The 13,182-nt window shown below is 58.1% G+C and carries 15 protein-coding genes; 6 read left to right on the forward strand and 9 right to left on the reverse strand.

Features of this window, described 5'->3' with window-relative positions; all coding sequences use genetic code 11:
* Nucleotides 1–31 precede the first annotated feature (31 nt).
* A complete protein-coding gene (locus OOF89_RS06630; RefSeq protein ID WP_266079473.1) occupies nucleotides 32–1,300 on the reverse strand; it encodes a tRNA(Ile)(2)-agmatinylcytidine synthase in 1,269 nt (422 codons plus the stop codon).
* Nucleotides 1,301–1,446: 146 nt separating this feature from the next.
* Here OOF89_RS06630 and OOF89_RS06635 point away from each other — a divergent pair, with 146 nt between their 5' ends.
* A complete protein-coding gene (locus OOF89_RS06635; RefSeq protein ID WP_266079475.1) occupies nucleotides 1,447–2,394 on the forward strand; it encodes a transcriptional regulator in 948 nt (315 codons plus the stop codon).
* A 2-nt stretch (nucleotides 2,395–2,396) separates the two neighbouring features.
* Here OOF89_RS06635 and OOF89_RS06640 read toward each other — a convergent pair whose 3' ends face one another.
* From OOF89_RS06640 to OOF89_RS06670, 7 genes are all read right to left on the reverse strand, one after another.
* Nucleotides 2,397–2,612 carry a hypothetical protein gene (locus OOF89_RS06640; protein WP_266079477.1) on the reverse strand — a complete coding sequence of 72 codons (216 nt, stop codon included), beginning with the start codon at nucleotides 2,610–2,612 and terminating at the stop codon, nucleotides 2,397–2,399.
* A 207-nt stretch (nucleotides 2,613–2,819) separates the two neighbouring features.
* Complete coding sequence (locus tag OOF89_RS06645; protein WP_266079479.1) at nucleotides 2,820–3,068, reverse strand: glutathione S-transferase N-terminal domain-containing protein; 249 nt, start codon at nucleotides 3,066–3,068, stop codon at nucleotides 2,820–2,822.
* Nucleotides 3,069–3,304: 236 nt separating this feature from the next.
* Nucleotides 3,305–4,750, reverse strand: a complete 1,446-nt coding sequence (locus OOF89_RS06650; RefSeq protein WP_266079481.1) for an NCS2 family permease — start codon at nucleotides 4,748–4,750, stop codon at nucleotides 3,305–3,307.
* Between the two features lie 160 nt (nucleotides 4,751–4,910).
* Complete coding sequence (locus OOF89_RS06655) at nucleotides 4,911–5,624, reverse strand: phosphoribosyltransferase family protein (protein ID WP_266079483.1); 714 nt, start codon at nucleotides 5,622–5,624, stop codon at nucleotides 4,911–4,913.
* 88 nt (nucleotides 5,625–5,712) lie between these two features.
* On the reverse strand, nucleotides 5,713–7,653 hold the full coding sequence (thrS, locus tag OOF89_RS06660) for a threonine--tRNA ligase (RefSeq protein WP_266079485.1): 1,941 nt from the start codon (nucleotides 7,651–7,653) through the stop codon (nucleotides 5,713–5,715).
* Between the two features lie 385 nt (nucleotides 7,654–8,038).
* Nucleotides 8,039–8,563, reverse strand: coding sequence for an orotate phosphoribosyltransferase (pyrE, locus tag OOF89_RS06665; RefSeq protein ID WP_266079487.1), 525 nt, complete (start codon nucleotides 8,561–8,563; stop codon nucleotides 8,039–8,041).
* A gap of 48 nt (nucleotides 8,564–8,611) precedes the next feature.
* Complete coding sequence (locus OOF89_RS06670; protein ID WP_407661595.1) at nucleotides 8,612–9,175, reverse strand: CDP-2,3-bis-(O-geranylgeranyl)-sn-glycerol synthase; 564 nt, start codon at nucleotides 9,173–9,175, stop codon at nucleotides 8,612–8,614.
* Nucleotides 9,176–9,264: 89 nt separating this feature from the next.
* Between OOF89_RS06670 and OOF89_RS06675 the strand changes: the two genes are divergently transcribed.
* The 5 genes from OOF89_RS06675 to OOF89_RS06695 are packed head-to-tail and all read left to right on the forward strand — an operon-like array spanning nucleotide 9,265 to nucleotide 12,549.
* Nucleotides 9,265–10,095, forward strand: a complete 831-nt coding sequence (locus OOF89_RS06675) for a proline dehydrogenase family protein (protein WP_266079489.1) — start codon at nucleotides 9,265–9,267, stop codon at nucleotides 10,093–10,095.
* A 50-nt stretch (nucleotides 10,096–10,145) separates the two neighbouring features.
* On the forward strand, nucleotides 10,146–10,802 hold the full coding sequence (locus OOF89_RS06680; protein ID WP_266079491.1) for a DUF502 domain-containing protein: 657 nt from the start codon (nucleotides 10,146–10,148) through the stop codon (nucleotides 10,800–10,802).
* A 52-nt stretch (nucleotides 10,803–10,854) separates the two neighbouring features.
* Nucleotides 10,855–11,250: a DUF6276 family protein gene (locus OOF89_RS06685; protein WP_266079493.1), complete on the forward strand. Its 396-nt coding sequence runs from the start codon at nucleotides 10,855–10,857 to the stop codon at nucleotides 11,248–11,250.
* A gap of 60 nt (nucleotides 11,251–11,310) precedes the next feature.
* Nucleotides 11,311–11,736, forward strand: coding sequence for an HIT family protein (locus tag OOF89_RS06690; RefSeq protein WP_266079495.1), 426 nt, complete (start codon nucleotides 11,311–11,313; stop codon nucleotides 11,734–11,736).
* A 45-nt stretch (nucleotides 11,737–11,781) separates the two neighbouring features.
* A complete protein-coding gene (locus OOF89_RS06695; RefSeq protein ID WP_266079497.1) occupies nucleotides 11,782–12,549 on the forward strand; it encodes an AAA family ATPase in 768 nt (255 codons plus the stop codon).
* A gap of 77 nt (nucleotides 12,550–12,626) precedes the next feature.
* On the opposite strand, the gene OOF89_RS06700 is transcribed toward OOF89_RS06695, so the two are convergent.
* Nucleotides 12,627–13,142: a DUF7858 family protein gene (locus OOF89_RS06700; protein WP_266079499.1), complete on the reverse strand. Its 516-nt coding sequence runs from the start codon at nucleotides 13,140–13,142 to the stop codon at nucleotides 12,627–12,629.
* Nucleotides 13,143–13,182 lie beyond the last annotated feature (40 nt).

The raw sequence follows: 13,182 nt of genomic DNA on the forward strand, positions 1-13,182 counted from the left end.
TCCCGAAACCCGACATCGGGTCAAATACCAGTTATCGTTCGGGATGTGTCGGTCCGTCGAACCCACCTCGAACGAGCGGTTTGGCGATGTGGCGACGTGCTTCCGGCGGTACTTCGTACCAGCCGTGTTCCAATTCTCGTTCGATTCTTCGCTCGACTTTTCCGTCCGCCCGCGTACCACAGTCTCGACACCGATAGCCTTGCTCCGCCCCCGCGCTCTTCATCGACCGGCCACAGTCCGGGCAGGTCGGCGTGACGAGTTCCGTGGCATCGAGGGTTCGAACCGCGAACTTTTCCAGCTTTACTGTTCCACGAGCGACTTCCCCACAGACCGTGATCTCGTCCCTTGGGCGGAGATTCCTGACGTGGTCGCGGAACCGTTTCGTCGGCTCGAAGGCAGCACAGGGTAGGCGACTCGCCCCATCCGTGAGCGTGAAAAAGACGTGACCTCCTTGCCGAGTTTCGGGCTTCGAGGTGACCGTTCCGGTGATTCTGTAAGCGTGACCGTCTTTCACGTTCCCGGGGTCGGCATCACGGAGATGGGCGTCAGTCCCTTGGTTCGTCACGAACTGTGCGGTTTTGATCACTTGTTCGCTTTCGATTTCGTCGGCGACTCGCCGGACTGCATCCGGGTCGTCGCCACGGATTCCGTGAAGGATGGGACAGGGCGTATGCGGGACACAAACGGCCTCGCCGGTTCCTCGGTCAACCGTGTCCCAGACGGTCGGATACTCGTCGCTTTCGGCCGCGAACACCGAGTCGAAATCCACGTTTCGGCGTGTTCCCCATCGCTCCGATTCGCGGTAGGAGATCTGTTCGTAAGTCCACTCCGTGAACGCGGCCCAACTGCCGACCGCTGCGAGCGCACCGATTTTCCCTCGCGCGTTTTTCCATCCGGTAGAACGATAGCCCGCTGATTCGATTCGCCGGTCGGCCTGCTCGCGGGATAGGTGGTCTCGAACGGCGGCCTGCGCGAACGTTGACACGCCGTCCGGAACGGTTTCGGGCGCATGAGGCGCGACCACGAGTCCGGGATTCGTATTGGGGTCACCGGTCTCAGCCGCAGCTTCGAGTTCGTCCCGCGCGAGTTCGAACGCCACTCCCGGGTCAAGGTCAGTGTGGACCGCGAGTGCAGCGTTGCCCCGCGTCTTGTGCTTGACCGCGGGATTGAGACGGACGAGGAGCAGTCGCTCTACGTCCCCACCTGCGTTTCGCACACTGTCCGCAACGCGCGCGGCCAGGTAGGTCGTGCACATCCCACGTGTTCGGGAGTCGGTGTCGTCGAGACCGATAACCGTCACACAGAAGCGTTGTCGCGTGGCGGATTAACAGCTTTCGAAGCCGCATTGTAATATATGAGTCTATCGTCGTCGATTCACGAAATCGCAAGACTGCGGTATCATATACACCCAAAACGTATTTATATCGGAATCGCTTACCCGACACCATGTCCCGGTCTGCACTGGTCGGCAACGTGACCGCGATGCTCGAAGATGCGGGATTCGTGGTCAGTGACCGGTGTGCTATCCGACCAAAGAGTTTCGATGTGGCAGCGCGACGTGGACCAGACCTGCTACTGTTGAAAATTCTCGGCAACATCGACGCGTTCGACGCCGAGACCGGCATGGAGATGCGACGACTCGGTACGTATCTCGATGCAACTCCGCTAGTCATCGGTCTACGGACGAGAAACCAAGACCTCGAATCCGGCGTGGTGTACTTCCGCCATGGGGTTCCGGTGTTCAGCCCCGATACCGCTCTCGACCTCTTCGTTGAAGGAGTGCCACCGCTCGTCTACGCCGCGCCCGGCGGCTTGTACGTCAACATCGACGGCGACGTGTTGAAGGACGAACGTAAGGGTCGTGGATGGAGTCTCGGTCAACTCGCCTCGGAACTCGGGGTCTCCCGACGAACCGTCTCGAAATACGAGGATGGCATGAACGCCAGCGTCGAGGTGGCAATCGAACTCGAAGAGCTGTTCAACGGCGAGCTCACCAGTCCCGTCGAAGTGTTCGATGGCGCGGAGGAACTCACCGAGGAGGACGAACTGGCAGAGTCGGAGACCGAACCGGAGGACGAACACATGTTCACGACGTTGACCCGCGTCGGCTTCACGGTGCATCCGACGACTCGTGCACCGTTCAAAACGGTCAGTGAGGACGATTACGAGGACCGTGTCCTGACGAGTCACTCGGAGTTCACTAGAACTGCCGAAAAACGCGCTCGAATCATGAGTTCGATCAGCCGAGTCGCACGCACTCGGTCGGTCTATTTCGTCGATAAAGCGCGGCGCGAAACCGTCGAAGGGACCGCGCTGGTAGAACGCGAGGAAGTCGAAGGAATAGAGGACGCTGACGAACTCCGGAAGCTGATTCGAGAACGAGCGGAAGCGTAGTTTTACCCTTCACCCTCCCCGTCTTCACCACCCATCTCTCCGTTTTCATCGGCTTCTCCGTCTTTGCCGCCCATTTTACCGTCACTGTCTTGTCCGCCGTCACCGCCTCCACCTTCTTCGCCGCCTCCTTCTCCACCCTCTTCGCCCGGTCCCATGCAACCCGCACACCCAGCGATGACCAGGCCGCTCGTGGACAGTATTTTTCGCCTCGTCGTCATGCAGACTTCGATGTACTGAGAACAAGTAAACCGGATGGCCAACACGCGAATACTATCGAACGAAGGGAGAGATGGCACCGGGTTATTCAGTGTAACGCGTTCCGTTCGCTGTTCGACAGTTATCAACTCATCGCCGTTATCGACCTTTTATGGCCTTTACCTGAACGAGCTTCTCTGAAAAACCACTCCGGCTTATCGGAAGTGGTGCTACGCGCCGTAGGATTCTTCCAGATATTCAACGATATCGTCGCTTTCCGGCATTCCCTCGACGCCGTTTTCTTCATCCACCAACACTGGGACGCCGGTTTGGCCACTCACTTCTTTCACTTCCGTTCGCTGCCCGTGGGCGCGCGGGACATAGTGAGATTCGTAGTCTAGGTCGAGTTCGTCCAGCTTGCTCGTCACTTTCGCGCAGAACGGACAGCCTTGGAGTTCGTACAGTTCGAGGGTGGGCATGAGCGTAGTTAGGGGGGTCTGAAATAAGAGTGTGGTGTTCGCGAGGAAAGCGACCGGTTTTCTGGACGACGGACAACGCGAGTTGTCGTTTGTGGCAGAGCACATTCGGTAGATGTAAAAGAAATGGGTCATCTGTCACACAACTCCACAACGTCCGAACAATCGAAGCGATACATCCGGGACTCGGGAGCCGAAAGTACGGCAACCGAAAATAATCGACGAAACGACGTGGCCGACTAAACGTTTCCTTTGAGGAGACCGCTCGTCCGGACGAAGAAGTAGAGAACGAATGCGACTGCGAGCGCCCAGTGGCCAGGACGGGTGTCCTCCAGCTCACCTGCTGCGAGTTTGACGATTGGATAGGAGACGATGCCCGCGGCGATGCCGTAGGCGATGGAGAACGTAAACGGCATGACGAGGATGGTCATCCCGGCGGGGACGGTACTGGTGATGTCGTCCCATGCGATATCGACGACGTTACCGAGCATCACGACGCCGATGACAACCAGCGCGATATGGGAGGCGTACTGCGGAATCGCTGCGGCTACGGGGACGAAGGCCAGCGATACCAGAAACAGGACACCGACGACGAGTGCTGTCATTCCGGTCCGGCCACCTTCTTCGACGCCAGAAGCGGATTCGATGTAGGTCGTCACCGTCGAGGTGCCGAGCATTCCGCCGACGGTCGTGCCGACGGCGTCAGCCATCAGCGGTTTCTCGATTTCGGGGAGGTTCCCTTCATCGTTGAGAAAGCCGCCGACCTGCCCGACGCCGACCAGCGTTCCGGCGGTGTCGAAGAAGTCCACGAAGAAGAACGTGAACACGACGAGCGCGAACGAGAACGCTTCGACGCCCTTCAATCCCGAGATGAACGCGCCAGCGACGGGGGTGATATCGTAGGTCGCACTCACCATCTGCGGGGTGAGTGTGCCTGGTGCGACGAGACCGAACCACTCCGCGGCGTAGCCGATGATCGTCGTCAGTGCGATGCCGACGATGATGGAGCCCGGGATACCACGGGCATAGAGCGCGAAGGTGAGGAAGAGGCCGAACACGGAGAGAATCGCGACGGGGTCGGATGCGACCGGACCGAGCGTGATGTAGGTCGCTTCGTCGGGGACGACGACGTTCATCGCCTGCAAACCGATAATCGCGAGGAACAGTCCGATACCGGTTCCGACGGCGAATTTCACTGGTTCGGGGAAGAGGCGAATTATGTACTTTCGCGCGCCGATTGCAGTCAGCGCGATGAAGACGATTCCTTCCACAAACACTGCAGCCAGCGCGGTCTGCCACGAAATCCCGAGCGCCCCGACGACCGTGAACGCGAAGAAGGCGTTCAAGCCGAGGCCGGGTGCCTGCGCGAACGGTCGATTCGCGTAGAACGCCATGGTCAATGTCGCGACTGCCGCCGCGATGATGGTCACGACTGCGAGCATGGAAACAGTTTGACCGTAGGAGTAGTTGGCCAGTTGGATGCCGTCCTGAATCGGAATCTGTGGATTATCCGCGAGGATGCTCGGGTTGACGACGACGATGTAACTCATCGTCAGAAACGTCGTCAGCCCTGCGATTACCTCCGTCCGCAAGTCCGTACCGTGTTCCTCGAAGCCGAAGTATTCGGCCAGAGAGCTGAACACGCCCGATTCTGTGCGAGTGTCGCCGGTTTCATTCGTCCCCATGATGAACGAGTGAGCATAACCGTGAAAACATACTTAACAGTTCTCATTGATTCTGAGCATCTATACGCAAATATGTATATATCATCGCTTTCGATCGCCTTCTGATGGTTATATTCGCATGAATGTGAGTACAATTTCAGGAGACCAGCACGGGGTTGCCTCACTCGAACAGCGCCAACGCACCGACTGGTGCGTCAGTTCGGGCTTTTGCACGCTCGATTCCCTCATCCCCTGCTGCGATGAGTGCGAAAACGCCGCCCACATCGGCGTCCGCGTCGTGGGCGATTTCGAGAAGCAGTTCTTGGGTCTCGCCGGAGCGGATGAGGTCGTCCACGACGAGCACGGTTTCGCCCGATCCGATGGCGGAAGACGGGAGATAGTAAGTGAGTTCGATACCGGAAGCGAGTCGCTGACGAGCCTCGATGAACTCCTCGACGGCGGTCTCTTTCGACTTCTTCGCGTAGGCACAGCGCGCGCCGAAGTAACTCGCCATCGCGGCGGCAAGGGTGATGCCGTCGGTTGCGGCGGTCAGTACTACGTCAGGGTGGCTGAAATCAAACGTTTCGGCGGCGACCGGTGCGACGAGGTCGAGAAACGCTTGGTCGAAGACGACGCCCGAGTTGTCCACGTAGCCTTCGGTGTCGAGACGAGTACGAGCTTCGAGTTCGTCCGCGAGTTCTTCCCTGCCGACTCCTTCGACGACTGCTTCGGCGCGGTCGGTACTCGGGAGAACGTGACCGTTCACGTAGCGGTTCAAATCGCCCGCAGGGAGATCGGTCACCTCGGCAAGTTCGTCATAGGTTCGCGTCTCTTTTAACATCCGCAGAACGGAGACTGCCTGTAACTGGAGAGTAGCCTTCTCGGCTCGATTCATATTCCAATACTCACCATCGTGCAACCTTGAACACTTCGATGATGAACCGGTGCAGTCTACACACAACCGTGTTGTTCCACTCGACGTTTTAGTCGAGGAAATCCGGTTGTTGTCTCTTCTCTCCGCACTCCTCTTCGAGATGAATCCGGAACGCCGCCAGTTCGATATTACCGTGCTGTCGCTCCTTTCTATCGCGGACCGATATCGTACCCGACTCCGCTTCGTCACTACCGACGATGAGCATATACGGAACGTGGTCGTCGTGCCCAGCACGAATCTTTTTCCCGAGCGTCCAATCACGGTTGTCCACCTCAACTCGGAACTCATCGAATTCGTTCGCTACGCTTTCGGCGTACTCCGCGTCGTCGTCCGTAATCGGCAGCACTCGAATCTGTTCCGGTGCGAGCCAGAGCGGGAAATTGCCCGCGAAGTGCTCGATGCATACGCCCATGAATCGTTCGAGCGACCCGAGGAGCGCGCGGTGTATCATCACGGGACGGTGTGCTTCGTTGTCCTCGCCGATGTAGCTGATCCCGAGTCGCTCTGGTTGGACGAAATCCAACTGCACCGTCCCGATCGTCCATTCGCGTCCGATAGCGTCCTTCGCGTTGATTGCGATTTTCGGCCCATAAAACGCGCCTTCTCCCGCTGCGACTTCGTAATCGAGTTTTTCGTCGTCCAGCGCGTTTCGAAGGGCCTCACGTGCGCGTTCCCAGAGCGCGTCGTCACCGATTGCGTCGTCGGGTTTCGTCTCCAGTTTTAGCAGGACGTCCAGTCCGAAGACGGCGTACATTTCGCGGATGACGGCGAGCGTCCGTGCTATTTCTGCCTGAATCTGGTCCGGGCGAACGAAGGCGTGACCGTCGTCCTGCGTGAACCCGCGTACCCGGAGCATTCCGGAGAGCTCTCCCGACTGTTCGTTTCGATAGCACGTGCCGAACTCCGAGAATCGCAGTGGAAGATCACGATACGACCGTCGGTCGTAATCGTAAATGTGCGCGTGATTCGCGCAGTTCATCGGCTTGAGACCGTATTCGTGGCCGTTCTGTTCCCATACGAACATCTCCCCTTTCTCCGTGAAATGTTCGTAGTGCCCCGACTTCTTCCACAGCTCGGCGTGATTGAGTTCGGGCGTTTTCACCTCTTCGTAGCCCAACTCGGCGTTTTTCTCGCGGACGAACTCTTCCAACTCTCGCCGGAGTGCCATCCCGTTCGGGTGGAAATGCACACATCCCGGCGAGTGATCGGGGACCGAGAACAGTTCCATCTCCGCGCCGATTTTGCGATGGTCACGCTCTTTGGCTTTCTCGCGGCGTTCGAGAAACTCCTCCAAGTCCGCCTCGCGGTCGAAGGCCGTACCGTAGAGTCGCGTGAGCATCGCCTCGTCCTCGTCGCCGCGCCAATACGCCCCGGCGATTTCGAGCAGGGAGAGCGCACCGATTTCGCCCGTTGACTCGACGTGCGGGCCAGCACAGAGGTCTTCGAACTCCCCTTGGTGATAGAACGACACCGGTTCGCCTACGTCCTCGATTTTCGTCATCAGTTCGCGTTTGTAGGGCTGGTCTGCAAGTCGTTCACGCGCATCGTCAGGGGCGACTTCTTCCCGGACGATATCGTAATCCTCAACCACGATATCGCGCATCTCGGCTTCGATTACGGCGAGATCGTCTCCGTCGAGTTCGACGCCATCGAAATCGTAGTAAAAGCCGTCGTCCGTCGGCGGCCCGATAGCCAGTTTCGCATCCGGAAAGCGGCGAAGCACTGCTTGCGCGAGTACGTGCGCCGCGGAGTGGCGCAAGACACGAACGTATTCGTCCGAATCCGGTGTGACGATCCGAAGGTTTGCGTTCGATTCGATTCGATATTCTGGTGCGACGAGGTCGCCGTCCACGATTCCGGCGACGCAGTCGTTTCCGAGACCCGGTCCGATCTCGTAGGCGACCTCCTCTACCGAAACTGGGCGGCTGAACTCGCGACTCGATCCGTCCGGAAGCGATACGACGACTGCTGGCTGTGATCGATGATTCATGGTTGTGACTGTTGATTCAGTGAAATTCTACGCCGCCACGTACTCCATTCGAGTGCGCAACGGACACCCGGACACGAACCCGAACTCGCATTCCAAAACCGACTCGGAAATGCATCGCTGGGGGCGTCAGAGGCGGACGGGAAAACGATGATGGTGGTGACTATATTAACGGGCGAGAACCCGGCGTGTAAAGCAGTCACCTAGCATAGTGTTGCGTGTTCCGATACTAATCGTGGAATCGTATATATGTCTTGTGCGAGTTCGAGAGGTCTCTCGTGGCGGTTTCGCTTTCGAGTTTCTCGCCGACAGTCGCCTTCACGCGCCAAAGAACTACCATCCAACTTCACGACGATACGACCGCTCCATCAAAAAACGGACTCACCGGCTATTCGCCCTGTTCGAGCAAGTCGGAGGCGGAGAGAAGGGCCTCCATCTCGACATCGGCATCGGCTAGATTTTCGCGGCCACCTTCCTCCCTATCCACGACGACGAGGATCTTGTTCACTTCTGCACCCGCGTCTCGGAGGGCTTCCACGGCATCCACCGCGCTTTGGCCCGTCGTTACGATGTCTTCGAGAACGATGACCTCTTCTCCCGCCTCCAGCCTCCCTTCGACGAGGTTCGCGGTCCCGTACTCCTTTTTCTGCTTTCGTGCGATGACGTAGGGGTTGCCCGTCTCGACGCTGGTGACTGCGACGAGTGGGACGGCACCGAGGGCGACGCCCGCGAGTTTCGTATCCCCCAGTCGCTCGGCGAACGCCTCGGCGATGAGTTCGAGACAGTGAGGGTCCGTCTCGAACAGATATTTGTCAACGTAGTAGTTGCTCGTTCCGCCGTGCGAGAGCTCGAATTCGCCGTACTGAACGGCGTCCGCCGCCCGAAGGGCTTCGATGAGTTCCTGATTCGCCATGTGCGACAACGGGCGGGGAACGGGTTTAAAAGTAGTTTATCGCGGTCGTTACCACGGTTCGTTTTTCAACCCGACCATGTATGCGGCCATGTTCGTCACGAGATGTAAGAACGGCGTGACGACGACGACCACGGTGAGCACCGGAAGGGTGAACGTCCGTAACGTCCACCCCGGCGCGGAAAGCGACGTGAGCAGGAGCGCCATCACGACGAAATCCAACTGGTCGACGCCGGGAAACGCCGCGCCACGCTGTCGTCCGGTTCGACGCTTCAGGAACGACGCCCCCATATCACCGAGCATCGCACCGAGCGGCATCGCGACGATGACGACTGCGGGGAAGGGGTCGGGAAGTCGAGCGCCGAAGATACTTGCATTCGGCCCGTTGATTGCGTTTAACCCAAGTGCGAGCACCGCTCCCGCGGCGACGCCTGCGACGGTCCCACGCCAGGTTTTCCCGTCCCCAAGGATTCGTTCTCCGTTCCACGTCCGACCCCCGTCGATGGGTGCGCCACCGCCCGCAAGCACCGCGACGTTGTTCGGCACGTACGCGGGCAACATCGCCCACACCGCGACGACAACGGCTTCGAAAACGTCCACACCGAGAATGTCCATATCGAGACAGAAACTCCCCGGGTCTTAAGACCCGACGGTCTGGCGCTGGTATATATAATCATAAGGCATGGGGGTGCAAACCCCGGAGTATGATACCACCGATTGCCAGTCGGTTCGTCGCTGGTGAAACACCGGCGGAGGCGTTGGAGTACACGCAGGAGCTGAATCAGCGGAACGTCAGCGTCATTCTCAATCTGCTCGGCGAACATTACCATGACCGGAAACCGGCGGACGAAGACGCCGAGGTGTACGTCCGATTGCTCGAAGACATCGACCGTTCTGATCTTTCTGCATGTGTTTCGGTCAAGCCATCGCAAGTCGGCCTCGATATCGGCACGCACGTTTTCCGCGAAAATATGGAACGCATCGCGGACGCCGCCGAAGACACGTTCGTCTGGATCGATATGGAAGACCACGAGACGACGGACGCAACCCTCGACGTATTCGAACAACTGACTCGCGAGCACGACGGTGGCATCGGTGTCTGTCTCCAAGCGAACCTAAAGCGGACGGCGGACGACCTCGAACGACTCGCAGACCTTCCTGGGAAAGTGCGACTGGTGAAGGGCGCCTACGACGAACTCGAGGATATCGCGTACAAACAAAAGGAGAAGGTCAACGCCGTCTATCGTGAATATCTCGAATTCATGTTTCAGGAGTTCGAGGGCGGCATCGCAGTCGGCAGCCACGACCCAGCGATGATCGAATATGCCAAAGAACTCCACGAGGAGTACGGCACCGACTTCGAAATCCAGATGTTGATGGGTGTCCGCGAAGACGCCCAATACGAACTCGCGGAGGAGTACGAGGTTTGGCAGTACGTTCCGTACGGCGGTAAATGGATGTCGTACTTCTACCGTCGTGTGATGGAACGGAAGGAGAACCTGCTGTTTGCGGCCCGTGCAGTGCTCGGTAGATAACGCGAACGTTGCAACTGGTTTATATTCCTGCACTCGTATGCTACACACAAATGTCTTCGTGGAAGCGTGACGCTGGCAGCGGTCTCATCGTTCTTGCCCCCTTACTGGTCACCGCGTATATCGTGGCGTGGATGTTCCTCAAAATCGCTGGGCTTCCGTTCCTGGTCAAACTTCCGAACTACACGATTCTGGGAGGGTTCATAACGATACCCGGTAGCCTCATTCGTGTCGGTATCGTCCTCACGGTGTTTTCGATGCTCGTGCTCAGCGTGGGATATCTCATGCGGACGACCGTCGGTGGAATCGTTGAAAACGCCATCGACGGAGCGATGAACCAACTGCCCGGCCTCCGAATCGTCTACAACGCGTCCAAAATGGCCGCCGAAACCGCACTTTCCGACACCAACCAACTGCAGAAACCGGTCAAAATCGAGACGTGGAACGGAATGCGGATGACGGCGTTCAAAACCGGAAAGACGACCGACGACGGTCGGGAACTCCTCTTTTTGCCGACTGCACCGAACATTACGACTGGATTCGTCGTGGAGGTCGAACCCGACCAGTTCACGGAAACCGATGAGAGCGTCGAGGATGCCTTGACTCGCGTCTTGAGCGCTGGATTCGGAGAAAACAGCGAAAGTGGAATTCCGATCAACGTGACTGAGGAAGGCAAGGACAACACGAAGACACCCCCGCCGACGCAGTAATGTAAAAATTAAAACTGGTAATCTTTTGAGGATTGCAGTTCTCCTTTCAATTATGACGTGTCCAGAATGTGGGGACGAACGGCTTCCATTCACCGTTCCATCCGAACTCCGCGAATACGTGCCGAGTGAACCGGCTTCAGTGCTCCTCTGTCCACATTGCCTTCATCTCGACCCAACGGAAGACGTGGAAGCGGAACTCGCCGACTTTACGCGAATAAGTAGCACACTTCCCGAGGACCGAGACGTCGCAGCAGCAATGATTCTCGCAACCGCACTCCTTTCGTCGCTTGCACTCCATCGACAGCGTATCGACGCTCTCCTCGACCGGGTCGAGGCGGCCGGTATCGACCCGCTTCTTGCCCTCGACAGACTCGCGGCGGATTCGGAACTCGAACCGAACTTCGATATCGAATCGCGGCGTCAGCAGTTGCTCCAACTCCGGGACTGAATCGCTCGACGGTTCCACGAAGCCTCAACTTTCATCACACCGTCTCACAACTAGAGAGATATGCCCGAAAACTGCATCTTCTGTCAAATCGTGGCAGGCGACATTCCGAGTAAGACCGTCTACGAAGACGACAGCGTGTTCGCGTTTCTCGACGTGAACCCTCTCGCGCCGGGGCATACGCTCGTCATTCCGAAACACCATTACGAGACGCTTGCCGACCTCCCCGAAGACGCTGCAACCGACCTGTTCTCGGCGCTCCACCGCCTCACGCCCGTCGTCGAGGATGCGGTTGCTGCCGACGCGAGCAACGTCGCGTTCAACAACGGTGAGGCGTCGGGACAGGAAGTTCCGCACGTCCATGGACATATCATTCCACGATTCGACGATGACGGTGGCAACCCGATTCACGCCATCGCCGGACGTACGCCGGATCTCTCCGATGAAGAGTTAGACGAGATCGCAGCCGACATCCGCGACGCTCGATAAGCCTCGGATTTTTATACTAGTGCGAATCTATTCCGCTGTAGAACTGTGAAACGAACTGCTGCACTCGTCGGCGTAACTGGCGGGGCCGGAACGACACGCCTCTGTGTCGAACTCGGTGCCATCCTCACACACACCGGCCGCGACGTGGTTATTTTGGATGCCGCGTTCGCGACGCAGGGCTTGGCCCACCATGCACCCGGTCGCATCGATACTGACCTTACCACGCTGTTGACCGACGAGAACGATCTTGCGAACGGACTCACTGATGCGCTCATCGACCATCCTGTCGAAACACCTGGACGACTCGCGCTCTGCCCGACATACGCACCCTTCGAGCGATTAGCACGCGCAAAAGGAGTTGATGCGGTCCAGCGATTCGAAACGCTCATCGAGATCCTGTCGAATCAGTTCGACCACGTTCTCGTGGATACACCGCCGGTCGCAGCGAATCAGTCTGTTGCGGCGGTGAACGCCGTCGATTCCATCGCACTTGTCGCACCTGCTTCCCGTAGTGGTTCGGATGCGGCTCAAGGGATGCGTGGTCGCCTTGTCGACCTCGGAACGAATGCGGATTCCGTCATCGTCAATCGCGTGGATGGTGAGCATCCATTGGGAGATGCGTTGGCGATTCCGACGGACGCTACTGCCGCTGAGGACGTACCTTCGAGCGTCCCCGACCTCGATACGTCGTTTTCGCCTGCTATCGCTACCGCCGCTGAAACCGTTTTCGACACCACACTTGCTATCGATTTTCCGGAGGAGGGCCTGTTCGATATCGATCCGGACGACTATTTACCGGAATCACTCCCGTAGTCGTGGGTTCAACTGATCGGTAACCCTTGAACTCTCCGTGCGTGCTTCTCAACCCGCTTCGTTCCCCCGAAAATACGTTAGAACAGATCGCCGACGTCGCTCATCGTCTCAGCCAGTGCGTCCCGCTTTTCGACCGCCGCATCGCCACCGGGTGTCAACACACTTTCCACCACTTCTGCCGACCCTGCTATCGGTTCATGCGTTTCGATGAACGTAGCCAACGCAAATTCAGTTTCATTCGCGCCGGTTAGCGTCCGTGCTTCCGTACGTGAGAGGTCGGCCGAGAGCCAATCCCGAATAATCTCGTGGCCGATCGGTCCAAGTGGAGAGACACCATCTACGCTGAGCAGGTGGAGCGTCTTTGCCGCAGTAATCGGTGCAACCCCGCTCTCACGAGCGGTTTCGCCGATAGATATGCCAGCGGAGTACGATTCCAGTATTTTCTCCGCCGTGTCGGCATCGCAGGGTAAGTCGCTGGCGAAGGCGGTCAGTTGCTCGCCGAGATTCCGACCAGTATCGTCCACGGTTGCGACACCGCGGTTTCTCTGCTCGGTCGTCACCTCCAACCCCTCCGCAATATCCGACAGCGCCATGTGGCTTTCTTGTCTCTCTCCCGACTTGAATGTTTATGAC

The sequence above is a fragment of the Haladaptatus caseinilyticus genome, assembly GCF_026248685.1.
GTDB lineage: Archaea > Halobacteriota > Halobacteria > Halobacteriales > Haladaptataceae > Haladaptatus > Haladaptatus caseinilyticus.